The following is a 23,575-nucleotide window of genomic DNA, read 5'->3' on the forward strand; positions in this document are numbered from 1 at the left end:
AACAGATTTCTGGAGGCAGTTCCGTGCGGGTTTTGGCAGCGATGAGTGGTGGAGTGGACTCCGCCGTGGCCGCAGCACGCGCCGTGGAAGCGGGGCACCAGGTCACCGGCGTGCACCTCGCGCTATCACGGACCCCGGGCACCCTGCGCACCGGCGCTCGCGGTTGCTGCACGATCGAGGACTCCCGTGATGCCTGGCGCGCCGCGGAGAAACTCGGCATTCCGTACTACGTGTGGGATTTCTCCGAGCGCTTCCAAGAGGATGTCGTGGAGGATTTCATCTCCGAGTACGCCGCCGGGCGCACACCGAATCCCTGCATGCGTTGCAACGAGAAGATCAAGTTCGCGGCCCTCCTCGAGAAGGCACTCGCTCTCGGATTCGACGCCGTGTGCACCGGGCACTATGCCAAGGTCGTGCAGGACGAGAACGGCCACAAGGAACTGCACCGCGCGGCCGACTGGGCCAAGGATCAGTCCTACGTGTTGGGCGTTCTGACCGCCGAACAGCTGGATCACGCGATCTTCCCGCTCGCCGAGACACCGTCCAAGGCCGAAGTGCGTGCGGAGGCCGAGGCTCGCGGCCTGTCGGTCGCCAATAAGCCCGACTCCCATGACATCTGCTTCATCCCGGACGGTGACACTCGCGGTTGGCTCGAGGACCACATGGAACTTAATCCCGGTCGCATCGTGGATTCCGAGGGCGATGAACTCGGTGAACACCGCGGCGCGCAGGCCTACACCGTGGGACAGCGCAAGGGTCTGCGAATCGGCACTCCCGCCCCGGACGGTAAGCCCCGCTTCGTGCTCGAGATCCGACCCAAGACCAACGAGGTGGTTGTCGGGCCCGAGGCGTTGCTGTCGATCGACGTCATGGAAGGCATCCGCCCCTCGTGGGCCGGCCTGCCGCCGGTCGAGGTGCAGAACATGACCGATGATGACGAAACAAGTGAGCGATTCGACGTGCAGGTCCAGGTGCGAGCCCACGGCGATCCCGCGGATGCCGTCGCGTGGCTGACTCGTCCTGACGGCGAGGAACGACTCAATGTTCGACTGTGCGAGGCCCAGCGCGGTGTGGCCCCCGGCCAGACCATGGTCGTCTATCAGGGCACCCGCGTGCTCGGTCAGGCCACCATCGACGCCGCATACGCGGATCGCCAGACCGCGGTGGCCGGTGCCCACTAAAGTGGCAGCATGACCAGCGCCTCCGAGCATTCCACCCCGCCCGTGACCGACCACGCCATCGTGGACCCCACCGCTTCGAGTCTGAGCGGTCAGGCGTCGCAGGATGCCTTGACCGAGTTGCGGAGCATGCGTGGCACCATCGACAACATCGACGCCGCCCTGGTGCACTTGTTGGCCGAGCGGTTCAAGGCAACCCAGCGCGTGGGCGTGCTGAAGGCCAAAAATGATTTCCCGCCCGCGGACCCGGAGCGCGAGAAGGCCCAGATCCAACGACTACGCGCCCTGGCCGAGGCCGCCCACCTGGATCCGGAGTTCGCGGAGAAGTTCCTCAACTTCATCATCAGCGAGGTCATCCGCCATCACGAGGCGATCTCCGAAGACCACCAGCGCACCGACGCCTCGTGAGCGCCCGCGACACCACGTCCGCCACGGTGACGAGTCCCGCGGCAACGGCCCTGACCGCCACGTTCACCCAGCCCTTGCGCGGAACCGACATGGTGGAAACGTTCACCGTGATCCGCGGAGAACTCGGTGCACCTCACCTTTCAGTACTGCCCGTCCTGGGTGATCGCGGACCGCAGGCCGAGCCGTTGGCCCGCACTTCCGCCATGTTGGACTCCCTGTACGCGGATCGGCAGCCGCACGGCTGGCGTATCACCTCGGTCCCGGGCAAGGACTCACGAGCCGCTCGCCATGTCCTGCACAGCGACCTCAACATCATGGCGGACGTGATCGGTCACGAATCCAACGTCGACCGTGGTCCAGTGCTCACCTCGATCGTGGGTCCGATCACCCTGGCCGCAGGAGTGCACGTGCACAACGGGGAGAAGTTGCAGTCCGACCACGGTGCACGGCGCGAGCTGCTCCAGTCATGGTGTTCGGGAGTGGCCGAATTCATCGGCGACATGGCGCGCAATACGGAAGGCCGCGGCGTCGTCGTCCACCTGGATGAAAGCGAGCTGCAGCGAGTGCTGGACGGCACGATCCCCACCGCGAGCGGCTACCGCACCTTGCGCGCGATCGGTCGGCAAGAGGTCCGCAACGCACTCACCGACGCCGTCGCGGCGTGCCGTGACGCGGGCGCGGTCGAGGTCGCGATCAACACGGGCCGCGCCGAGCCACGGTGGGCGCGTGACATCGGCGCCGACGCCGCCGTGGTCGTCCCGCCGTCGAGTTCGGTTCACGAGTGGGAGCCCTTGGCGGCACTCGTGGAAACGGGACAGAAGCTGTGGTTCCCCGTGGTGCCCGTGACCGGGCGAGCCGCAATCCGGGACATCGTGGACGTCATTGCGCGACCGTGGCGTGACCTGGGGATGGCCCCGGATGCGCTGCTGGGGTCGCGCGTATTGCCCGTCGCGGAGCTGGAACGACTGACTCCGCCGGAGCTGCCGGGTGCGCTGCGCCGGTGCACGGACGTGGCGGGCGCGCTGACGGAGACCTGCAACAACGGCTGAGAGGCTTCTAGGCCGTAGACTGCTCCGCAGAGACGGTCAGCGGCCACCCAGCTCGGCCACGGTAGAAAGTTGAGGGCACACGCAGCACATGAAGGCACGTATTTTGGTAGTCGACGACGATGCCGCTTTGGCCGAGATGATCGGCATTGTGTTGTCCTCGGAGGGTTTTGAGCCCGTCTTCTGTTACGACGGCTCCGCAGCCGAAGAAACGTTCCGGTCCACCGACCCGGACCTGGTCCTGCTGGACCTCATGCTCCCCGGTATGGACGGCATCCAGGTGTGCCAGACCATCCGGCAGAGCTCGGACATTCCCATTGTGATGCTCACCGCCAAATCGGACACCGCGGATGTCGTCCGGGGCCTGGAGGCCGGCGCGGATGATTACGTCCCCAAGCCCTTCAAGCCCGCCGAGTTGGTGGCCCGCGTCAAGGCGCGGCTGCGTCCCATCGAACGCGGCGCCACCCAGGAGATCACGCTGGGTGACATCGTCATCGACGTGACCGGTCACTCCGTCACGCGCGAGGGCGAACAGATCTCCTTGACGCCGCTGGAATTCGACCTGTTGACCACTCTGGCCAAGTCACCCAACCAGGTGTTCAGCCGTGACGAGCTGTTGCGCGATGTGTGGGGTTACCCGCACGCCGCCGACAACCGCTTGGTCAACGTGCACGTGCAGCGGTTGCGTTCCAAGGTCGAGCGCGACCCCGAGAACCCTGAACTCGTGCTGACGGTACGCGGCATCGGCTACAAGGCCGGGGGCCATTCACATCGATGACGGCCGATAGCCGGGAGCAACGCTCCACGCGATTCAATCCCAGGTTGTTCCGACGGCTTCGCCTGGGACGTCGCATCCTGTCCCGGCGGTGGCACCAGTCCCTGCAGTTCCGCGCCATCCTGGTGGCCCTGACCCTGACTTTGCTCGCGTTTTTCGCCACGGGCAGTTTCATGTCACACCAGATCGCGGATCGGTTGTTCTCCGACCGACTCAACCAGGTGTTGGCGGAGGCCCGCACGGACATTTCCGATGTGCAGGCCAGTTTCGACGCCTCTGACGCTTCGGACCGCACCGAGGTGCAAGCACTGATCGACTCCACCATGGGCGCCATGAGCATGGATTCGGAGGAGGCCGGGCGGCATTGGATCCTGATTCCTTTTGACCGCGGAGCCGGGCAGTCCTTCGTGGGTGCGCAGACCCAGAGTCCCTGGATGACCTCCGCATCCGTTCCGCAGCAATTGCAACAGCGCGTGGCGGACGGGGACGGCACGTATTGGCAGCCGGCCTCGGTGCGCATGGAAGAGGGCGGCGCCGAACAGCCCGTCATCGTGATCGGTGACGTGGTTCAGCTGAACCAGAACGCTCGCTACGGGCTGTTCTTCGTTTACGACTTCGCGGCGCCCCAGGTCACCCTGAACTCCATCCACGCCGTATTGCTGCTGTCCATGCTGGCGTTGCTGCTGCTGGTGGGAACCATCGTCTGGTACGTGACCCGGGAAGTGGTGCGCCCGGTGTCCAGCACCGCGAAGGTCTCGGAGCAGCTCTCCGAGGGCGATCTGGACGTGCGCATGGAAGTGCGCGGCTCCAACGAGGTGGCCAGATTGAGCCGGTCCTTCAACCGCATGGCGGACAACTTGCAGGAACAGATCACCCAGCTCGAGCAGTTGTCCACCATGCAGCAGACCTTCGTCTCGGACGTGTCCCACGAGCTGCGCACCCCGTTGACCACCGTGAAGATGGCGGCGGAGGTGTTGTACAACGCCCGTGAGGAATTCGATCCCGTGAACCGCCGTTCCGCCGAGCTGCTGCACCACCAGGTGGACCGCTTCGACTCGATGCTCTCCGACCTCTTGGAAATCTCCCGGTTCGACGCCGGCGCGGCGCGACTGGACATCGCCTCCACTGACATCTTCTCGGTGATCTACGACGTGGTCGAGGCCGCGGGGCCGCTGGTGCTCAAGTGCGGCTCCACGCTCACAGTGCGATCCCAGCTGACCCGCTGCGTGGCGCAAATGGATCAGCGGCGCATTGATCGGATCATTCGAAACCTGGTCTCCAACGCGCTCGAGCACGGTGACGGCAAACCCGTGGAAATCTACGTGGCCGCCAACGAGAACGCGGTGGCCGTGGCCGTGCGTGACTATGGAATCGGCATGGAGGAATTACAGACGGCCAAGGTCTTCAACCGGTTCTGGCGGGCGGATCCGGCACGCGCCCGAACCGTGGGTGGCACCGGTCTGGGGCTGTCCATTGCCCAGGAAGACACCCGGTTGCACCGCGGTCAACTGGATGTCTGGGCCCGCCCGGGGGAGGGTGCGTGCTTCCGTTTGACGCTGCCCCTGATCCGTACCCAGCCGTTGGATCCGGAACTACCCAATCCGTTGCCGATGCCACCGGCACCCGTGCTGGCCGATTCCACCGCACACGTGACCGACACCGGTTCCTTGGCTCTCACCACCCAACTGGACCCGTCCGCTGCTGCCACCGGATCGCACCCCGTGTTGTCCGTCGACCCACAGGCCACGGCCGCCATCGAAACATTCGACGGCGCGGACGGTTCCTTACCCGCCGACGGATCCACCGCGGTCTCCGCCGATCAGGCAGGAACGGGGAAATCATGAGACGTGACGTGAGAGAACAACGACCGCGGCGGCGTCGGCAATGGGCCGTGGCCTGCGCCCTGGCCGCGGGGCTGGCCCTGACCAGCTGCGGTGCAATGCCGCGTTCCGGGCCGGTGCACAAGGTGGTCGAGCCCACGACCGAGGCCGAGGAACAGCCCACGCAGTACTCACCGGCCATGCCCCAGGTGGGCGCGAGCGCGCAGGAGATCGTGGAGGGATTCCTCGCCGCGGGGGTCGGCGCGCAGGATGACTACGCCGTGGCCCGGCAGTATCTGACACCCCAACTGGCCAACACCTGGAAACCGGATGCGCGTGTGCTGGTGCACACGGGCGAACCCAGTACGGTGCCCCGGCTCAACGACGGTGAGTACCGAACCAGTCTGGAAGTCAGCGCCGAACGCGCGGCCAACGGCGTGCTGGAACAACAGCCCGAGGGCACCACTCGAGTCCTGGATTTCACACTCACCTCCGTGGACGGGCAGTGGCGGATTTCCAACGCCCCGGACGGCGTGATCGTGCCCTTCGGAGACTTCGCCGAGATCTTCAAGGCCTACACGCTCTACTTCTTCGACGACGAGTTCGGGCGGCTGGTCCCCGATCCCCGGTGGTTCGCCGAACGCTCCACGGTTCCCACGGCCATGGTCCGTGAACTCCTTGCCGGCCCGGCAGCCCACCTGGACGGCGCGGTGACCTCCGCGATTCCCCCGGGTGCCGGCCTCGCACGGTCCGCGGTCCCCGTGTCCGACACGACGGCGTCGGTGGACCTGAATCTCGGGCAGTTCGACCCGGCGGACGTGGAGTTGGGCAAGCAGATCGAGCAGCAGCTCGAGGCCTCGTTGCAATCCGTTCCCAGCGTGGACGGCGTGGAACTGACCGTCAACGGTGCGCCCGTGGAGACCTCCGGTAGTGACATGGACGATCCGGTGCGTGAGGTCACCGTGCCCAACCGTCAGATCGGGGTGTCCCACAACGAATTGGCTTTCTACCAGGGCGGGCAGACCGAACTCATCCCGGACGTCCCGCTGCCACAGAACGCGCGCATCGTGCGGCCAGGAATGGACCATGCGATGGAGCATTTCGGGTGGGTCGACGACGCCAGCGGCACCGTGTACACCGCGGTGCAGGGGGAGTCGCCCGTGCAGCGATGGACGGGCCAGGACCTCACTCGGCCGAGCTTCGACATCCAAGGATGGGTGTGGGGTTCCGGTACGGACGGGGTGGTGCACGCGGCCCGCACGGACTCGGATGACGATTCGATCACCGTGGCTGCGTCATGGCTGGACGACCAAAGCATTGCGGGGCTCCGGATCTCACGTGAAGGTAATCGCGCGCTCATCGTCACCACGGATGAGCAGGGCGAAACCTCCAACGTGTGGGTCGCAGGCATCGTGCGGGACGATTCCGGCCGCCCCACGGAACTGAACCAAGGCAATCTGGTGGCGGCGGACGTGGACGTGGACACGGTGCAGTGGATCAGTGGCACCGAGTTCATCACCACGGCACTCGGGAAGAACGACAACTCACAGCCACACGAGTACAGCGTGTCCGGCACCAACGACGCTCTGCCGTCCCTCGTGGGAGTCACGTCCCTGGCCGGTGGCAACGGTCCGTCCGCGATTTACGGAGCGGCCGACGGGAACCTCTACATGCTCACCGGTAGTTCGTGGGCCCAGCAGAGCGACAGCGTGACGGACACGGCTTTCGCGGGCTGACCTGTCCGGCGACGGCGCTCGGCCGGGTTCGCAACGAATCCTGGTGCCCGGCGACGACGCTGGACGGGGTTCGTCCGGTCTGTGGCATGCCACGACGGCGCTGGGCCGGGTTGAGCTCCGCTCCCGGTCCGCTGCGCCGGCGTCCCGTAGGTCGTAGGGCCCGGGTGTGCGGGTCCGCGGCGAGCGCGCTCCACAATGGTCACCGGCCCTGGCACTTCGGCCCCGATGTCGGTTGGCTGGGGCCATGACCAAGATTCCCAGCCGCGCGCTGGACCGTGCCGGTGCGACCCTCTGGAACTGGGCCGCGGCGTCGTCGGAGGTCCTCCTGCCCGTGAGCTGCGCAGTGTGCGAAGCGCCGGGAGCCACACTGTGCCGAGGGTGCCGAATCATGTTGCGCCGTTCCACGGTGCGCCCCGCAGAAGTCCCCGCGCCGCGAGGGCTACTGGCCTCCAATGCGAGGGTGTGGGCCGCCGGTCCTTATGAACACGAGCTGGCTTCGTGCCTGCTGTCCTTCAAGAACGGCGGGCGGGCGGACCTTGCTCCCGTGTTGGGAACGGTGTTGACCGGGGTGCTGCTGCGGGCCGCGGAGGATCTGGCCGTGAGCCCCGCGGCCGTGTTGTGGGTGCCCGTTCCTACTTCTGCCCGAGCTCGGTGGAAACGCTGGTTCGACCCGGTACAGGAGATTTTGTCCCGCACCTCACTACCGCACGGCACCCGGGTCCACGCCGGCCTGGAACACCGTCACCGCTCGGCACTCGGGGCGAGTTCACAGAAAAGCCTGGATGTAGCCCATCGGGCGCGGGCCATCAAGGGAAGCATGCGCGCGGTGGGTGTTCGTGGCGCCATGTGTGTCGTGGTGGATGACGTCATGACTTCTGGTGCTACGGCCGCGGAGGCCGTTTCCGTCCTGCGGGACGCGGGCGCACACGTGCCCGGAATCGTGGTTCTCGCCACCGTGCGGGCCGGGTGTTCACCCGGGGCTGATTCCACCACGACCGGGTCACATGTCAGTGAATTTCCCCACAGTTTGAACTAACGTTGGGTTACGGGAACGGAACAAATGTATCCCGTGTGGGAGCAGCACTATCCCGCGTCATCCTCAAGATTTGGAGGGTCTCATGGAACTGAACGTCCAAGGACGAAACGTTGCGGTGCCGGAGCGATTCAAAGAATACGCGGAGAAGAAGAGCGAGCGTTTTGCGCAGCTCGGTGACAAGGTGCAGACCATCGAGGTCAAGGTCACCAAAGACAACGGAGTATCGGGACACCAAGGCATTCGCGTGGAGATCACGGTGATTGGCCGCGGTCCCGTCGTGCGTGCGGAGGCGCGCAGCGACGACAAGTTCGCCGCTTTCGACGAGGCCTACGCCAAGCTGATCGAACAGCTGCGCAGGGCCCGTGATCGTCGCAAAATTCACCGCGGGGGCCACCAACGCCCCATTGCGGTGCACGAAGCCACCGGTTCTCTGCCGGTACTTCCCAGTGAGGGACTCCCGGCCCCGGCCAACGAGGAAGAACTCTCCGCCGCCGAGGACGAGGCCTTCAGCGATGAATACGCGCTGAGTGACACCCCCACCCCGGTGGAAATCCGCCGCAAGCGTTTCCCCGCTGACGAGCTCAGCGTGGACGAGGCCGTGGACCAGATGGAACTGGTCGGACACGACTTCTTCCTGTTCGTGGACAAAGAAACCCAGGAACCCTCGGCGGTGTACCGCCGCAAGGGCTGGGAGTATGGCGTGATCAGCCTCAGCAAGGACGGCACGGCTGCGGAAGAGCAAACCCGCGCCTACCAGCCTCAGGCCAGCGTCTGAGAAGTTCAGTAACAGTTGACGGTTCAACCGTCGCCACCGGGCCCCGCGGCTTCCAACCAGCGCGGGGCCCGGTGGTGTTCCACACCATCCCGAGATCACCCAGCCGGACTCACGTACACTGATCGGCGGTGCACCACCGTCCACAACTGAGGAGCGAACACACGTGGCGTCATTCCTGGAAAAAGTCCTTCGGACCGGGGATAAGCAGGTCCTGAAGCGACTGAGGTCCTACACGGACGCCGTGAACAGCCTGGAAGAGAGCTTCAAAGCGCTCAGCGATGCCGAATTGCGCGCAGAAACTGACGCTTTCAAGGCGCGCATCGAAGACGGCGAATCCTTGGACCGACTGCTTCCGGAGGCCTTCGCCGCGGTGCGTGAGGCGGCGTCGCGAACCCTGGGGCAGCGACACTACGACGTCCAGCTCATGGGCGGCGCGGCACTGCACCTGGGCAACATTGCCGAAATGAAGACCGGTGAGGGCAAAACCCTCGTGGCCACCGCACCCGCCTACCTCAACGCTCTGAGCGGCAAGGGTGTACACGTGGTCACGGTCAACGACTACCTCGCCGAGTACCAGGCCAACCTCATGGGCCGCGTGTTCCGCTTCCTCGGTCTGGAGACCGGCGTGATTCTCTCCGGACAGGATCCGGCCACCCGTCGCGAGCAGTACGCCGCGGACATCACCTACGGCACCAATAACGAATTCGGCTTCGACTACCTGCGCGACAACATGGCTTGGAGTGCGGATGAACTGGTCCAACGCGGCCACCACTTCACCATCGTGGATGAGGTGGACTCCATCCTCATCGACGAGGCGCGTACCCCTCTCATCATTTCCGGTCCCGCCTCCGGCGAGGCCAACCGGTGGTACAAGGAATTCGCCAAAATGGTCACGAACCTCAAGGCGGACACCGACTATGAAGTCGACGAGAAGAAGCGCACCGTGGGTGTTCTCGAACCCGGTATTGAAAAGGTTGAGGACTACCTGGGTATCGACAACCTGTACGAGTCCCAGAACACCCCGCTGATCGGTTTCCTCAACAACGCGATCAAGGCCAAGGAGCTGTTCCACGCGAACAAGGACTACATCGTGGCCCAGGGCGAGGTGCGCATCGTCGATGAGCACACCGGTCGTGTGCTCGCCGGACGTCGCTACAACGAAGGCATCCACCAGGCTATCGAGGCCAAGGAGGGTGTCGAGATCAAGGCCGAGAACCAGACCATGGCCACGATCACCCTGCAGAACTACTTCCGCCTCTACGACAAGCTCTCCGGCATGACCGGTACGGCCCAGACTGAGGCCGCGGAGTTCATGAACACCTACGAGATCGGCGTGGTGCCGATCCCGCCCAATAAGGGCATGGCACGTATCGACCAGCGCGATCTGGTCTACAAGAACGAGGCCACCAAGTACGCCGCCGTGGTCCGCGACATCGAAGAGCGCCACGCCACGGGTCAGCCCGTGCTCGTCGGTACCGCCTCCGTGGAGAAGTCCGAGTACCTCTCCAAGCTGCTGGCCAAACGCGGTGTACGGCACGAGGTGCTCAACGCCAAGAACCACGCGCGTGAGGCCGCGATCGTCGCGCAGGCCGGTCGTAAGGGCTCCGTCACCGTGGCCACCAATATGGCCGGCCGCGGTACTGACATCATGCTCGGCGGTAACGCGGAGTTCGACGCCGTGGAAGCCATGGAACAAAAGGGCCTGGATCCGGAGCGAGACGCCGAGAAGTACGAGGCCGAATGGCCCTCCGTTCTCGAGCACTACGAGAAGTCCACCAAAGCCGAGCACGAAGAGGTCATCGAGCTGGGTGGCCTGTACGTCCTGGGTACCGAGCGCCACGAGTCCCGTCGTATCGACGATCAGCTCCGCGGCCGTTCGGGCCGCCAGGGCGACCCGGGTGAATCTCGCTTCTACCTCTCGCTCGCGGACGACCTCATGCGCCTGTTCAATCCGGCCGTCGCCCAGCGCCTCATGGCGGTCGCCCCCGACGACGTTCCGGTGACCGGCCGCATGATCACCTCCGGTATCGCCAACGCGCAGAACCAGGTGGAGGGCCGTAACGCCGAGCAGCGCAAGAATGTGCTCAAGTACGACGACGTGCTCAACCGCCAGCGCGAAGTGGTCTACCGTGACCGCCGTCGAATCCTCATGGGCGATGACATTGCCGAACAGATTCAGCAGTTCGTGGAAGAGGTCATCACCACCGCCATCGAAGACCGCACTCGCGTGGGTCATTCCGAGGACTGGGATCTGGACGGTCTGTGGGAGGCATTGCGTGAGCTGTACCCCATCACGTTGACCCAGCAGGAAATCATTGACGAGGCCGGCGGACGCCCGCGGTTGACCGCGGACTTCCTCACGGAACAGATCCTCTCGGACGCCAAGCTCGTCTACCAGGAACGCGAGGACGAACTCGGTTCCGAGGCCATGCGCAACCTGGAACGACGCGTACTCCTCTCGGTGATCGGCCGCCGCTGGCCGGAGCACCTCTACGAAATGGATTACCTCAAGGAGGGCATCGGCCTGCGTGCCATGGCCCAGCGTGACCCGCTGGTCGAGTACCAGCGCGAAGGCCACCAGATGTTCAAGGGCCTGATGGACACGATCCGCGAGGAAACTGTGGTCACCATGTATCACCTGGAAGTCCGGCGCCAGCGCACCGGTCAGGACGGTGGCGAGGTGGAGATGGCCCGTCCTCAGCGTCCGGCGTTCCTGCAGTACTCCGCGCCCAACGAGGACGGCGAGCCGATGGCCCGACTCGAGGCCAAGGACAATCACCAGACTCCGGTCGGTGAAGGTGCGCAAGCCGCCAAGACAGCCGAGGGCGCCGCTGCCGGCGAAGAGAACTCGGAGCCGACCGAGAACCGCGCCCGACGTCGCGCTCGCAAGGGCGGCAGCTCCAAGAAGGGCACGCGCAAGTAGCGTCCGTTCGCAGATCCGAACGAGGACGGGTGGCACACACAATGTGTGCCACCCGTCCTCGTTTCTCATCGGTTCACTGACTGTTGTCGTGTGAGGCTGTGGCTCACCCGACTTCGAGGTGCACCACGCGCCACTGTCGGTTGATTCGCTCGATTCTGAGCGCCACGGCTCTGACCCGAGCGGATTCCTCGATGACCACCGATGCCTCGTAGCACTCGGGCGCGGGGGAGCAGACCCTGACCCTGCGTACTCTCGGGGCCTTGTGGACCTCGAAGAGTGAGGCCCGGTCCCGGTACTGTTCCTGCACCAACCGGAGCATCGCTGCACGCTGTTCGAACCGTTCCACGACATCCTGGGTGGTCCACCGGGCCAGCTGCGTTGCGGGGCGTGTGCCGCCCAGGATTTCCACGGCGGCTTGGGCGAAGCTCCGGGACATGGCCGTGACACGTTCCAGGTCGTTCTTGTGGGTGAGGCCCGCACGGGACCTGTCGGCTCGCCAGGTGTATCCGCCCGAAGGAGGCTGGGGAGCTGAAACTGCTGTGGCAACACTCATGACGAGGCTCCTTCGGTGGGCAGTGGGATGGAGACTTTTTCAAGTAGCTGGGGTGGAACGTGCAGCTGGTCTCCGGGACGGATCAAGTCGCCGCCGTTCTGGAGGTCGTTGTGTTCCAGCCACGTGGCAGTCTGTGCAGCGATCTGTGCGGGAGTGGCCTGCGGGCCCAGGAATTCCGCCGTGATGTCCCACAGGGTGTCACCCCGGACAACGGTCAGGATCGAGTCGGTGACTCGGTGCTGCGCGGGAACGGCTCCGGACTCACTCTGAGATGCCGTGAGGTCGCGGGCGTCTGAGGCATCAGGGCCGGTGGAAGCGGCCGGGAGACCGGGGAGACCGGGGAGACCAGGGAGCCCAGGGGTTTGGGCAGGTGTCTGCGGTCCAGGATGAGCTGCGTTGGGTTGCGCAGGCTCGTCGCCCACCTCCGGAGCGGCACCGGGCGCCTGCGCGGACGGTTGGCAGGGAGGCGTGTCCGTGGAAGCCGCGGGATCCCGTTCCTCAACCTGATTGACTCCGGATTCGGAATCGGACCAGAAGGGGTTGACGGGTTCGGTCGCGTGCGCAGCGGACACGGTCACCAAATGAATCCCCACTACCGCTCCCACGGTGCGGGCCATGAGCCTAGGAGTGAGCCGAGTGGCGAAACGCTCCACGCGATGCCACTGAAATCTGCGCGCCCCGGCGGCGCACACGAGCATGAGCATGCCGCCGAACCACCACGCCGCCAACAACACTCCGGCCACGGCTGCCACGAGAGCAACGGCCAGATCCGCGTTCATGGCTGTCAGGTCCTGGCGGTACCGCTCCAGGAGGCTCCACCCCATGGCCATCAGCACGCCGGATAGGAGCGGGATGATCCAGATGGTAAGGGCGAACTCCACGCGAGGCGCGTCGCCTCCGCTCTCGGCACCTTGAGTTCGTTCCATCACTTTGGACCCCCAATGATGTTGTTTGATGTCGTTTAGTAATGTTTAGATCATTCAGGGCGGAAACATGTACGTCAAGCATGAATGATTGTGCATGCACATCCGGCGTCACATTTCGTGGTGGCCCAGCGTGATGTACTGGATCGATGCGGCCCCGCTACGAGAGGTGGCCGGACGGAATCACCAGGGGGATACCGTGCGTTGGGATGAACTCTTCGCGGACATGGAAACGCAGCTGGCTCAGGCGGAGCAGCGCAGCGTGGAACTCGAGGCCGCGGAAACGGCGAGGGCGGAGTTGTCGCGCCTCACTTTGGCGGAACGACTCTCTGCTCATCGGAACCGGATGGTGCGGCTTCTGCCGGTTCACGGGGACGTTCTGGAAGGCGAGCTCACCGACATCGGTGCAGGCTGGGCAGTCATCCGGGAACGGCATTTCCAACACCTGGTGCCTTTGCATTCCGTGGTGTGGTGGGAGGGGTTGCACCGTAAGTTCGAGATCATCAATGAGCGTGCGGTACTGCGGAAATTAGGAATGGGGCACGTGCTCCGTGCGTTGGCGGCGTCGAGAGCGCACGTGCGGGTTCTACTCCTGGATCCGTCCGCTCGGGGGGATCTGGAAGGCACCTTGGATGCGGTGGGGCACGATTTTTTCGATCTTGCCTTGCATCCCGACGACCAATTCCGACGGCGCGCGGCGGTCAAGGCAGTGCGCACCGTTCCCTTCGGGTCCGTGGCGCTGATTTCGTCGCCGGACACCGCCTGAATTAGCCGATGGACCCTTCGCGCACGGCCTGCTCCGTGCGCTCGTAGCCCTTCTGGATGTATTCCTCGAGCTTCTGCGTTTCCACGCGCCACTGGCCTCGCCCGCCCACCTGAATGGCGGGCAGTTCACCGGAGCGGACCATGGCGCGGGCCTGGGCCACCGAGATCGACAGGATTTCGGAAACATCCGACAGCGTGAGAAAACGTGGCTGTGCCATGGAGTAGTTCGCCTCATCTCAGGTGGTTTGATGCAGTTTGATCACGTCCAGTGTCCCACGGATCTCGGAGGAGGGCGCGATATGCACAGAAACTCTTCCCGAGCGCCGCCCCGTACCGAAGATGTCCACATGTTTCGCAACCTGATTTCCTCCGGTGCGATTCACGGTGCACACTCATGAAAGATTCGGTGGGGGCCGGATCCACTCCGGGGGAAGGGAACACTCATGTCCAGCGATTCACAGCACGGTACGGCCGCGGCGCAACGCTTCAAGAAACCCACGTGGCGCGACCCTCGACTGGTGGTGGGATTATTGCTCGTGCTCACGTCCATTGTGGCCGTGGTTCTTCTCATCTCGACATTGAACCGAACCGAGCCCTATTACGTGGCCGCCCACGATCTGTCGGTCGGACAGAGTGTCTCGAACGATGATCTGGTGCCGGTTGACGTCAGACTGCAGGACGCATCGCAACAGTATGTGTCGGCGGAGACAGATCTCAAGGACAACGATGTCCTGGTGCAGCGCGTTCCCAAGGGGCAACTGGTTCCGACCAATGCGGTGGGTACCGCTGACGAACTGGATCGCAGCCCGGTGGGGATTGCGCTGGAGACGCCCCTGCCCGCGGAGGCCAGAGCCGGTTCGCGCGTGGACGTGTGGGTTGCGGAGCAGAAGGCGTCCGGACGGGGTTACGAGAAGCCCCGCAAGCTCGTGCCCGGCGCGGAGATCTCCAAGATCGAGACCACCAATTCGGCCCTCGGGAGTTCAACCGGTACCACGGTGCACGTACTGGCCACGCCCGCACAGGTGGAGCCACTGGTCGACGCCCTGGGTAACAGTGCCAAGGTCACCCTGGTGCTCAACCCCTCGGGTGACGACTCATGAGTATCTCGGTCGTGACCCTGGGCACGGGAACGTGGCCGCTGGTTGACCAGATCGAAAGACAGCACGGGTCCGTGACCGTGGTGCGGCGGTGTTTGGACCTCTCAGAACTCCTGGCGTGCGCCCACACGGGTATGGCGAGGGTTGCGTTGCTCGCCGAAGGGGCCGAGGAACTGACCGCGAGCTTGCTGGAGCAACTGAGCCTCAGCTCGGTCCGGGTTCTTGTGCTTGCCGGTCATGACGAGAATCGCCTGGCCGCGCTCGGTGTCACGATCGTTCCCGGTGGAGCCACGGGGCAGGACGTCACCACCCTCATTGAAGAGGTCGTGGACTCACCCGACCCGGTGCCTTCCCATCGAGGCCATTCCCACCCTGACGATCACCCGCGTGCTGTGGAGGACACCGAGCGGATCCATGAATCCACAGATGCTCCTGCCACACGTGAGAGGGAGTCGGATTCCCCGGATCAGAACCCGCCCCAGACCAGTGAGTCGGGCCGTGTCATCACGGTATGGGGGCCGATGGGAGCGCCGGGGCGCACCCTCACGGCGCTGAACGTGGCGGCCGAACTCGCACTGGGCGGTTCAAGGGTTCTGCTGGTCGATGCCGACACGTACGCGGCCTCGATCGCCGCGAGCCTGGGCATGCTCGAGGAGGCTGCCGGGTTGGCCCAGGCATGTCGCCTGGCGGATCAGGGCCGGCTCGATGCCGAAGGATTGCAGCGCTGCGCCACCCGGGTCTCTGTGGCCGGCGGCTCAGTGGATGTCCTCACGGGTCTCACACGCCACGATCGGTGGCCGGAAGTTCGTGCTGCAGCGCTGGAAACCGTCCTGTTGCACGCCCGAACCGCTTATCAGGCAGTCGTGGTCGACACGTCGTTCAGTCTTGAATCGGATGAGGAGATCAGCCTGGACATGGTCGCCCCGCGGCGCAATGCCGCCACATTGTGTGCGTGCGCCATGGCCGACTCGATCATTGTGCTGGGCACCGCCGATGCCCTGGGGATTCCGCGGCTGGTCAAGACCCTTCCCGACCTGACCGATGTGGCGCCCACCGCGCGGCTGCTCGTGGTGATCAACAAACTTCGCAAGGCCTCCGTGGGACGCGCAAGCGCGGATGCCGTGGCCGAGGCGTGGGATCGGTTCTCACCCGGCCACGGAATCGATGCCACGCTCGACTGGGACCCCGCCGCGTGTGACGAGGCGCTACTGGCGGGCGCCGTATTGGCGGAGTCGGCGGCCAAGAGCCCGCTGCGGCAACAACTCGCGGATCTGGCCGTCCGCGCGCTGAGTCCCGAGAGCGACGTCGTTGGCGAATCCTCGGCGGCAGGGTCCGCGCCGGGGACTAGGCTGGGACAACGAGTGGGCGCGTGGTTGCGCCGTTGAAGTCCCCTGAAAGTGAGTGACCCGCCGTGGCGTTTACGGATCCCCTGCGTTCCATCAAGGATTTTGACGCCGGCGATGCCGAGTGGTTGCACCTGCTGGTGGGGGACTGGCAGCTCGTGGCGGATCTTGGGTTCGCAGATCTGCTACTGAGCTTTCCCAACCGGGTGATCTCGGCCGAGGACAGCCCCACGGGTTCGGCGATTCCCGCCCCGGACAGCGACTTCACGGTCTTGGCACACGCGCGTCCCACGACCGGGCCCACGGTCTTCCACAAGGACATGGTGGGAGAGATGATTCCCGCCGCGGACGCCGCTCCCTTGCGTTCCGCGTGGGTCGACCAGCGCATCGAGCGGTTCAAGCTCACGGCCACCGAAGCCCAGCCCGCGGAGTCGATTCTGGTGGTGCCGCTGGTGCGTAATCAGCGCACCATTGCCGTGGTCAGTATGACGCTGGACCAGCATTTCGGGCGTCCGATGTCCCAGATGAAAACCGTGTACCGCGAAACGGCAGAGGACTTGTTGCGCATGGCCAACGAGGGTACATGGCCGGATTTTGCCGTCCGCAGCGATTCCCGCCGGGGTGCGCCCCGTGTGGGAGACGGCATGATGCGCCTGGACGCTCACGGCAGGGTGGCTTTCTGCTCGCCCAACGGGCTGTCCACTTTCCGCAGGTTGGGACACGAGGGCGACATGGCCGGCGCGAATCTCGTATCGATTGCGCGGAGTCTCGATGTCCGCGGCAACGGAGTGGACGAGACGATTGCCCCCGTGCTTGCCGGGACCATGCCGTGGCGCGGTGAATTGGAGGCCGGGAACGTGTCCGTGACCCTGCGGGCCATCCCGCTGCGGCGGGGAACCTCCCGAACCGGCGCGCTCCTGCTGTGCCGGGACGTGACGGAACTGCGCCGCAGGGACCTCCAGCTGGTCTCCAAGGACGCCACCATTCGCGAGATCCACCACCGGGTGAAGAACAATTTGCAGACGGTGTCGGCGCTCTTGCGGTTGCAGTCGCGCCGCATGACGTCCGAGGAGGCCAAACACGGTCTGCAGCAGGCCATGAGGCGGGTGAGTTCCATCGCTCGCGTGCACGAATCGCTGTCCCACGACATTTCGGAGGACGTCGATTTCGACGAGTTGATCAGGCACCAGGTGAAGCTCGCGGTCGAGACGGCCTCATCCACTCAAACGGTTCGCACCGAGGTGCACGGCGAATTCGGCCGGCTACCGTCCAAATGTGCCACGTCCATGGCGCTGGTCATCAACGAGATCGCGGCCAACGCCGTGCAGCACGGGCTCAAGGACCGGAACGGAACCGTGTCTCTGGAGGTGGAGCGCCTGCCGGACATCTTCAACGAGGACGGTGACGTTCGTCGTGTTATCGAGGTGACCGTCAGCGACGACGGCTGGGGCATGGGCGACACCGTGATTGAAGAATCGGGTGCGAGTGCGTTCCGGCAGGCCGGTGATGGTGAAGGCCTGGGGATGCAGATCGTGCGCACCCTGGTGGCCAGTGAGCTCGAAGGCAAGATTCGCTGGCAACCGCGTGAGGGCGGCGGCACATGCGTGGTGATTCAGGCGCAGTTCTCCGTCTGAGCGACTGACTTACCGGTGAGTGTCCGGGTGGCGGTGAAGAGCTCAGGGAATGACGAAGCCCCCGCGACATCTATCGTCGCGAGGGCTTGGTCGATGAAATTAGGGCCATGAGGCTCAAGAGGCGCGACGTGCGCGAGCGGCACGGCGCTTGAGGGCGCGGCGCTCATCTTCACTCATACCGCCCCATACTCCAGCGTCCTGACCGGATTCGAGGGCCCACTGCAGGCAGGTGTCCATGACCTCGCACGTGCGGCACACGGCTTTGGCCTCTTCGATCTGCAACAGAGCGGGGCCGGTATTACCCACGGGGAAAAATAGTTCTGGGTCCTTCTCAAGGCATGCTGCGCGACTACGCCAATCCATGATCTGCGGCGACGCTCCTTTCACTTCAGTTGGGTGTGCACAGAAACACCGCATCACCATCGAGCGCGGGCTGAGCGCGACGGGAGAATGCTCGGGGGAGTACACACAGAAAAGGCCCGCGTTGGCCGGGCCTCAAAAGATGATCTGCCCAATACTTTCTCACGTGAACAACTCGTGAACAAGAGTCTGAGCGGTATATCACACGGAAAGTTTTGCCTGACTAACTGACCGATCATGTCGGTGGGAGATCGAGATTAGAGTTGGGGGTGCCCTGCTCACCCTCATGAAAGGCCCATTCCATGGTCCCCGCCTCCCAGCAGCAGTCACCGGACCGTCCCTGGACGGTGTGGGTGATCGGTGTGATCGTCGGGCTGGAAGCCGCGGCCCTGGCCTATGTGGGAGTTCGCTTCGTGATTTCGTTGTTCTCGGATCATGTGATCCCCACGGCGGGCATCATTTTCGGTGCGGTGGTCATGTTGGGCGCCGCGGCCTGGCTCGGTTCGGCGGCCTGGGGAACGGTGAGGGGTCTGCGATGGCCGCGCGCCGCGATTCTCGTGTCTCAGGCATTCCTGGTGATCGTGGGGATCTCCCTGACTCAGGTGGGTGCCCGGGCGATTGGTGTGGCGTGCGTTGCGGCGGCGATCGTAGCCCTCATGGCTTTGTTCAACCGAGGGACCGTGGCATGGATGGGGGAGTCCACGCGTCACCCGTCCCGCTGAGTTCGGTGCCCAGGTACGGGGTTTGAACCAGAACCGGTACGCCGCGGTGGATCCAGTACCCGCGACCGGGCGGCCCGCCCACCGGCAAACCGGACAATGATGCTCCGAACAGATCGCCGTCGAAGGCCTTTCTGGGCCGGAGCAACAGGGTGTCCGCCACATGACGCCACTGCATCAGTGGTGGAAAGAGCGCTGGCAGCCCGTCGCTCAGCCGCAGGGCCACGATCAGTCCTAGATCGTTCCGGCCGCCGACGCCGCTCGTTCCGGCGCCTGGGTGCCACAGGGCACCCAGGCGTTGAATCACCTGGGTGGCCAAGGAATCCGCGTCGTCGATCAGCACGGTTGTTCCGGCACGGATCTCGGAGAACACTGCCTCCAACTCCTCCACCGAGTGCGGATGACAGCGAACCGCAGCGCGGGAAGGCAACGTCTTCTCGACCGAGTCCAGGTAGGAGCTGCGGCCCGAACGCGTCGGCCCCACGACCAATAACGTGTCACCGGGACCCCAGCCGCGTGTCACGGGGGCGTGGTCCGTTCCCAAACCCATGAGGAGCCCTGAGACGGGGCCGCCCGGCCCGGACCAGTGATCGGGCAGCGGCCGGTACCGCGGCCAGACACTCGAGTCCGGGGCGGGAATCGTGACTTGAGAGAGTTTCGAATGTTCTGTGAGTTCCTCCTCGTGCGTTGCCGACCCATGGAGAACTCGTTCATTGGTGGCGGCATCTTGACCGGTGACTAAACCTCCACTGGGAATCGGAACCTGCACCACCGTGAGAGCGCCCCGAGACTGCTGCCCGCGGGATGTGGAGCACCTGTACGCGGCGGCGCCTTGCACGACCCCTCGTAGTGGCAGGGGATTGACCGCCGGAAGCTTGGGCCACTGCAAGAGTGCTTCGGGAGTCTGATCGGCCGGAAAGTACACGCGGGTCCGTCCCGCAGAGGATGCCCGCCCCACCGACAAGGAACGATCCCCGGACATGACCACGGCCACCCCGTTGTGCGAACCAGCCCCGGCCAGAGCCAGCAGTTCATCCTCCAGAAACGCCCACGACCCCGCCCGGAGGAGGGCGCAGCAGCGATCCCAGTCCTCGATCATCAGCACCGCAGCTTCGGATGCACCGTGGCGCGCCTCCTCAGAGAGGGACGAGAACCGCTGTGCCCCTTCGGAGAGACGATTGAGAAGGCCACTGATGGTCGAGACGTCCTGTGCGGAGGCGGCCCCGTGGATGAGACCGGTGTCCGACCAGCGTCGAGCGGGTCCTTCGATCATGGACGTGGCCGATATGACGTAGAGAGCCGGACCTGAACGGGCACGGACCAACTGCTCGAGGGCAGATAACAGCGTGCGTGATGTGTGCAGCGGTTGGCCGATGAGAAACAACGTGCCGTCTTCGAGGGGGCGCCAGGAGGCTCGGCCGGTCCAGTGTTCCACGGAGTTTTCCGCGGGTCCCAGATCCACGTGACCCAGTTCGTTCGGATGCGCCCGTGCAGCTTGAGGTAGGGGAGCGGGTACGGGTCGTACCGACGACACGTCCGGAGCGGGGGCGTCAGCCGGAGTCAGATGCTCACCGGTCGCGGCAACCCAACCCCGGTGGGTTTCGGCAATCTCGGTGACCACTCGCTGCACCCCGGGGTCCAGGCGGGTGCCAACCGTACCGACGGTCATGTCCGGCCCACCGTCGGCCAAACCCGTCCCGCCGAGCGGATCGTCCGAAGGCTGCCGTCCAGCGAGCCTGATGCGCACCTCATCCACCGGGGTCGCCGCGCACGTCGTGAGGATGGCCGTTTGAACTTCCACGGGTGCGCCGTGCCCAGAATCGATGAACGCTCGGCCCGGTGTCGTCGACGAAATACCCGCGGCCACAACCGCCCCGATGATATCCGCGGAATCCTGCTCGGTACGCACTCTGAGACACATGGCCTGAGTGATGTTGGCGCGCACGTCCGCGGGGACCGCTCCCTGGGGGCGCTGAGTCGCCAGGACCAGATGAATCCCCAGGGAGCGTCCCACGGTGGCGATTTTGGCGAGTTCGTCGCCGGCGGTCGAGAACGCGTCCGCGAGCATTTTGACCTCGTCGACCACGACCACCAGTTCCCGAAACTCCAGCTCCCGTGACGCGGGCGTGGTGGTCAGGAGGCTTTGGAAGTCGGAGAGGCCCAGGCCCGCCAGGAGGCGCTCGCGGCGTCGTAATTCGGAACGCAGGAACTCCAAGGCCCGCCGCACGTCCTCCGGCGCGAGGTCGGTCAGAAGCGTGGACCGGTGCGGCAAACCGGTGAGAGGAGACAGCGCGGCGCCACCCTTGAAATCCACGAACAGGAATTCGAGTCGCTCGGGCGAATAGCGGCAGGCCAGTGCGGCCACCAGCGTGCGGAGCACCTCGGATTTCCCACACCCCGTGGTCCCGGCGATCAACATGTGCGGGTGTTCATCACCGAGGGACAGACCCTCGGCACCGTGGCGAGACACGCCGATCGGGGCCTCCAACGATGGCACCCGGGCGCTCGCAGTCCACAGGTCAGGTATTTGCTCGGTCTCGGGAAAAATCACCTGGGAACCCACCGACGCGGGCAGCCCGGACACGTTCCGTAGGGCTGGAATCACGGACTGCACCCGTGACCACTGCTGCATTGCCCGGCAGAACTCCCGGGTCGTCACACTGTCCACGCGCAATGTGAGACGGCCTCGACCCGCGCTCGCATCCAGGCCGGGAACCGCGCCCGCAGCGTCGCAGAACAGGACCGCCGTGGACCTCCAGGACAGGACGGCACTCGATCCACTGCCCTCCGTCGAGTCTCCCGCCACCGAGACCACGATGCGCACGCGCTCCTTCGCGACCGGCAGAGCAGCGGCCGTCCGCGCCGAACACACTTCCAAGGCCGGGCCAGTCACCGACCGATGGCGCTGCGAGTCCACCACGCGAAGACTGGGCAGCAGCGGCGCTCGCCAGCCCGCTTCCGGATCCACGATGAGCTGGTGGAGCGCCCCGGGACCGGTCAGCAACTGCACCGCGAGGGCGTTGATCACGCCTTCTCGATGACGCGACGGCACGGCGAGCTCCAGGTGCTGCACTCGCGACAGGTCGATCAGCACCGGCGCCCTTCGGTGCTCAACGGGAACAGCACCCGGCCCATCGCCCAGGTGCACCGCCGCCGTGCGTTCGGCCTCGCCCAGGCGCACCCATCGCTCGACTCTCTCGACTGCGGAGGTCGACGGTCTGTGGGCGGGAATCGCGATGGACGCACCGGAATCCAACGTTTGCAAGCGACCCACCACCTCCGCCGCCGACGGCGCTGCCTCCCCGCAACGTCTCAGGTCCCGTTCCAGCGCGGCCGCCACGCGCGCGCGTTCCCGGGCTCTCGCGGCACGTCCCACGCTCCAACTGACCACGGCGATGATCGCGCCCAGGGCGCTGAAGAGCATGAAGAACCACATACCCGTGACCACGGTGATCACCACGCCCAGGACCAGGGGTAGGAGTCCCAGGAGCAAGCCCATGCGTGCGCCCTGTCCCGAAGCACGGGGGACCGTGATGATCTGAGAAGGGCTGTCGTCGCCGGTTGGTGGGGCTGCCCATGACACCCGGTGTCGAGCGGACGTGGCATCGGAGGGCATGGTCAACCGCAGCCATGAATCTCCGCACCTCAACCGGTCACCCTCCCGGAGCGGAACAGGCCCGGGCATGATCCGCACGTCAGCGTGATCCATCACGATCTCTGTCGCGTCACTCGTGGCGGCCCGGGTGGCCAGCGTGGGGATTCCCGCCACGGGTTCCAACCACTGAGAGCCCCTCGCAATGACCAGCTCCGTACCGCAGGCGACCCCGGACACGACCGTCAGCCTGGGACTGCTCAGGTGGCGGTCAGCATCCAGTCCGAGATCAGCACGACACTGATCGTCACGGCCCCGACCGTCAGCCCCCGATCCATCACGGTCCGCAAGGTCATGGCGCGGCCCGTCACGGCCCGCGAGGTCACGATGCGGAACGTCCTGATCCGGAGAGTTCGCGCGTCGCCCCTCGGTGACGCGCAACGGCAGAAGAGGGAGCCGTGAGCCACTCGGAGGCGGCGTACCCGGACGAAGCGTGATCGTCGCGCCGTCCACCAGGGGTGGCTCGGCGAAACGAACCGAGCTCACATCGAGGCCCTCGACCGTCAGGTCCGCGCGGGTTCCGATGAACGTGCAGATTTCCCGACATATGCTGCTCCCAGCGGTGCCCGGTTCGGCGGTGATGGCAACCTCGTGGCTCTGAACCTCCGCCGCACCTGCCCAGCGCAGGCCGACCATAATTTCCATGGCCTCAGCACAGCACGCCACCTGATCACCACCCGCGCCGAACAGTCAACGTGTGGAGCGGTACGAAAGGCCCCGTGCGGCGTCGTCGTTGTGGAGCGTGCACCCCGTGCGGCGGGGAAAATTTCGGGAAATTACCGGATGACAGCGGTGGACAGGCAGGTCACCGGCCCGGGGTACGTGAGACAGT

At 65.2% G+C, this 23,575-nt stretch carries 19 protein-coding genes; 14 read left to right on the forward strand and 5 right to left on the reverse strand.

Annotation, left to right across the window (positions count from 1 at the left end; genetic code table 11):
• Window positions 1-23 precede the first annotated feature (23 nt).
• From mnmA to secA, 9 genes are all read left to right on the forward strand, one after another.
• Entirely contained in the window at window positions 24-1,181 is a 1,158-nt protein-coding gene (mnmA, locus tag RF638_RS04960; RefSeq protein WP_095797416.1) for a tRNA 2-thiouridine(34) synthase MnmA, read from the forward strand.
• Window positions 1,182-1,190: 9 nt separating this feature from the next.
• Entirely contained in the window at window positions 1,191-1,586 is a 396-nt protein-coding gene (locus RF638_RS04965) for a chorismate mutase (RefSeq protein WP_259916012.1), read from the forward strand.
• Window positions 1,583-2,635: a hypothetical protein gene (locus RF638_RS04970; RefSeq protein ID WP_259916014.1), complete on the forward strand. Its 1,053-nt coding sequence runs from the start codon at window positions 1,583-1,585 to the stop codon at window positions 2,633-2,635. The genes RF638_RS04965 and RF638_RS04970 overlap by 4 nt, the downstream gene beginning before the upstream one ends.
• Before the next feature lie 88 nt (window positions 2,636-2,723).
• A complete protein-coding gene (gene mtrA / locus RF638_RS04975; RefSeq protein ID WP_095797414.1) occupies window positions 2,724-3,410 on the forward strand; it encodes an MtrAB system response regulator MtrA in 687 nt (228 codons plus the stop codon).
• A complete protein-coding gene (gene mtrB, locus RF638_RS04980) occupies window positions 3,407-5,251 on the forward strand; it encodes an MtrAB system histidine kinase MtrB (RefSeq protein WP_368841541.1) in 1,845 nt (614 codons plus the stop codon). The genes mtrA and mtrB overlap by 4 nt, the downstream gene beginning before the upstream one ends.
• A gap of 8 nt (window positions 5,252-5,259) precedes the next feature.
• A complete protein-coding gene (locus RF638_RS04985; protein ID WP_238663046.1) occupies window positions 5,260-6,963 on the forward strand; it encodes an LpqB family beta-propeller domain-containing protein in 1,704 nt (567 codons plus the stop codon).
• A 244-nt stretch (window positions 6,964-7,207) separates the two neighbouring features.
• Complete coding sequence (locus RF638_RS04990; protein ID WP_095797412.1) at window positions 7,208-7,999, forward strand: ComF family protein; 792 nt, start codon at window positions 7,208-7,210, stop codon at window positions 7,997-7,999.
• Between the two features lie 82 nt (window positions 8,000-8,081).
• The gene (raiA, locus tag RF638_RS04995) at window positions 8,082-8,774 is read left to right on the forward strand and encodes a ribosome-associated translation inhibitor RaiA (protein ID WP_129699918.1); all 693 of its coding nucleotides are present in this window, start codon (window positions 8,082-8,084) and stop codon (window positions 8,772-8,774) included.
• A gap of 163 nt (window positions 8,775-8,937) precedes the next feature.
• Window positions 8,938-11,697, forward strand: coding sequence for a preprotein translocase subunit SecA (secA, locus tag RF638_RS05000; RefSeq protein WP_095797410.1), 2,760 nt, complete (start codon window positions 8,938-8,940; stop codon window positions 11,695-11,697).
• A 103-nt stretch (window positions 11,698-11,800) separates the two neighbouring features.
• Here secA and RF638_RS05005 read toward each other — a convergent pair whose 3' ends face one another.
• Together RF638_RS05005 and RF638_RS05010 are read right to left on the reverse strand one after the other, a co-directional pair.
• The gene (locus RF638_RS05005) at window positions 11,801-12,250 is read right to left on the reverse strand and encodes an Rv3235 family protein (protein ID WP_095797409.1); all 450 of its coding nucleotides are present in this window, start codon (window positions 12,248-12,250) and stop codon (window positions 11,801-11,803) included.
• Window positions 12,247-13,131 (reverse strand): LysM peptidoglycan-binding domain-containing protein, encoded by an 885-nt coding sequence (locus RF638_RS05010; protein WP_368841542.1) that lies wholly within the window; start codon window positions 13,129-13,131, stop codon window positions 12,247-12,249. The genes RF638_RS05005 and RF638_RS05010 overlap by 4 nt, the downstream gene beginning before the upstream one ends.
• A gap of 139 nt (window positions 13,132-13,270) precedes the next feature.
• On the opposite strand from RF638_RS05010, the gene RF638_RS05015 reads away from it, so the two are divergent.
• Window positions 13,271-13,939, forward strand: coding sequence for a hypothetical protein (locus RF638_RS05015; protein ID WP_368841543.1), 669 nt, complete (start codon window positions 13,271-13,273; stop codon window positions 13,937-13,939).
• A gap of 1 nt (window position 13,940) precedes the next feature.
• Here the strand turns inward: RF638_RS05015 and RF638_RS05020 are convergent, their stop codons facing one another.
• A complete protein-coding gene (locus tag RF638_RS05020) occupies window positions 13,941-14,156 on the reverse strand; it encodes a helix-turn-helix domain-containing protein (protein ID WP_129699915.1) in 216 nt (71 codons plus the stop codon).
• Between the two features lie 225 nt (window positions 14,157-14,381).
• On the opposite strand from RF638_RS05020, the gene RF638_RS05025 reads away from it, so the two are divergent.
• Genes RF638_RS05025 through RF638_RS05035 form a run of 3 tightly spaced genes read left to right on the forward strand, consistent with a single transcriptional unit; the run spans window position 14,382 to window position 18,012 of the window.
• Window positions 14,382-15,038 (forward strand): SAF domain-containing protein, encoded by a 657-nt coding sequence (locus tag RF638_RS05025; RefSeq protein ID WP_315277110.1) that lies wholly within the window; start codon window positions 14,382-14,384, stop codon window positions 15,036-15,038.
• On the forward strand, window positions 15,035-16,420 hold the full coding sequence (locus RF638_RS05030; RefSeq protein ID WP_315277112.1) for a hypothetical protein: 1,386 nt from the start codon (window positions 15,035-15,037) through the stop codon (window positions 16,418-16,420). Before RF638_RS05025 ends, RF638_RS05030 begins: the two co-directional genes overlap by 4 nt.
• 26 nt (window positions 16,421-16,446) lie before the next feature.
• Window positions 16,447-18,012, forward strand: coding sequence for a sensor histidine kinase (locus RF638_RS05035; RefSeq protein ID WP_129699911.1), 1,566 nt, complete (start codon window positions 16,447-16,449; stop codon window positions 18,010-18,012).
• A gap of 114 nt (window positions 18,013-18,126) precedes the next feature.
• Here RF638_RS05035 and RF638_RS05040 read toward each other — a convergent pair whose 3' ends face one another.
• On the reverse strand, window positions 18,127-18,375 hold the full coding sequence (locus RF638_RS05040; protein WP_019309413.1) for a WhiB family transcriptional regulator: 249 nt from the start codon (window positions 18,373-18,375) through the stop codon (window positions 18,127-18,129).
• 299 nt (window positions 18,376-18,674) lie between these two features.
• Between RF638_RS05040 and RF638_RS05045 the strand changes: the two genes are divergently transcribed.
• Entirely contained in the window at window positions 18,675-19,094 is a 420-nt protein-coding gene (locus tag RF638_RS05045) for a hypothetical protein (RefSeq protein WP_095797403.1), read from the forward strand.
• On the opposite strand, the gene RF638_RS05050 is transcribed toward RF638_RS05045, so the two are convergent.
• Window positions 19,039-23,388, reverse strand: coding sequence for an FtsK/SpoIIIE domain-containing protein (locus RF638_RS05050; RefSeq protein WP_368841544.1), 4,350 nt, complete (start codon window positions 23,386-23,388; stop codon window positions 19,039-19,041). The two genes, RF638_RS05045 and RF638_RS05050, sit on opposite strands and share 56 nt — an antisense overlap.
• Window positions 23,389-23,575 lie beyond the last annotated feature (187 nt).

It is taken from the genome of Kocuria sp. CPCC 205235, from assembly GCF_040980905.1.
GTDB lineage: Bacteria > Actinomycetota > Actinomycetes > Actinomycetales > Micrococcaceae > Kocuria > Kocuria carniphila.

Excerpts from the sequence above, each read along its gene's own strand:
- RF638_RS05005 (WP_095797409.1), bottom strand. The coding sequence starts at position 12,250 with ATGAGTGTTGCCACAGCAGTTTCAGCTCCCCAGCCTCCTTCGGGCGGA.
- RF638_RS04990 (WP_095797412.1), top strand. The coding sequence starts at position 7,208 with ATGACCAAGATTCCCAGCCGCGCGCTGGACCGTGCCGGTGCGACCCTC.
- mtrB (WP_368841541.1), top strand. The coding sequence starts at position 3,407 with ATGACGGCCGATAGCCGGGAGCAACGCTCCACGCGATTCAATCCCAGG.
- raiA (WP_129699918.1), top strand. The coding sequence starts at position 8,082 with ATGGAACTGAACGTCCAAGGACGAAACGTTGCGGTGCCGGAGCGATTC.
- RF638_RS05015 (WP_368841543.1), top strand. The coding sequence starts at position 13,271 with ATGCACATCCGGCGTCACATTTCGTGGTGGCCCAGCGTGATGTACTGG.
- RF638_RS05045 (WP_095797403.1), top strand. The coding sequence starts at position 18,675 with ATGGTCCCCGCCTCCCAGCAGCAGTCACCGGACCGTCCCTGGACGGTG.
- RF638_RS05030 (WP_315277112.1), top strand. The coding sequence starts at position 15,035 with ATGAGTATCTCGGTCGTGACCCTGGGCACGGGAACGTGGCCGCTGGTT.
- RF638_RS05050 (WP_368841544.1), bottom strand. The coding sequence starts at position 23,388 with ATGGAAATTATGGTCGGCCTGCGCTGGGCAGGTGCGGCGGAGGTTCAG.
- RF638_RS04965 (WP_259916012.1), top strand. The coding sequence starts at position 1,191 with ATGACCAGCGCCTCCGAGCATTCCACCCCGCCCGTGACCGACCACGCC.
- RF638_RS05040 (WP_019309413.1), bottom strand. The coding sequence starts at position 18,375 with ATGGATTGGCGTAGTCGCGCAGCATGCCTTGAGAAGGACCCAGAACTA.
- RF638_RS05025 (WP_315277110.1), top strand. The coding sequence starts at position 14,382 with ATGTCCAGCGATTCACAGCACGGTACGGCCGCGGCGCAACGCTTCAAG.
- RF638_RS05020 (WP_129699915.1), bottom strand. The coding sequence starts at position 14,156 with ATGGCACAGCCACGTTTTCTCACGCTGTCGGATGTTTCCGAAATCCTG.
- mtrA (WP_095797414.1), top strand. The coding sequence starts at position 2,724 with ATGAAGGCACGTATTTTGGTAGTCGACGACGATGCCGCTTTGGCCGAG.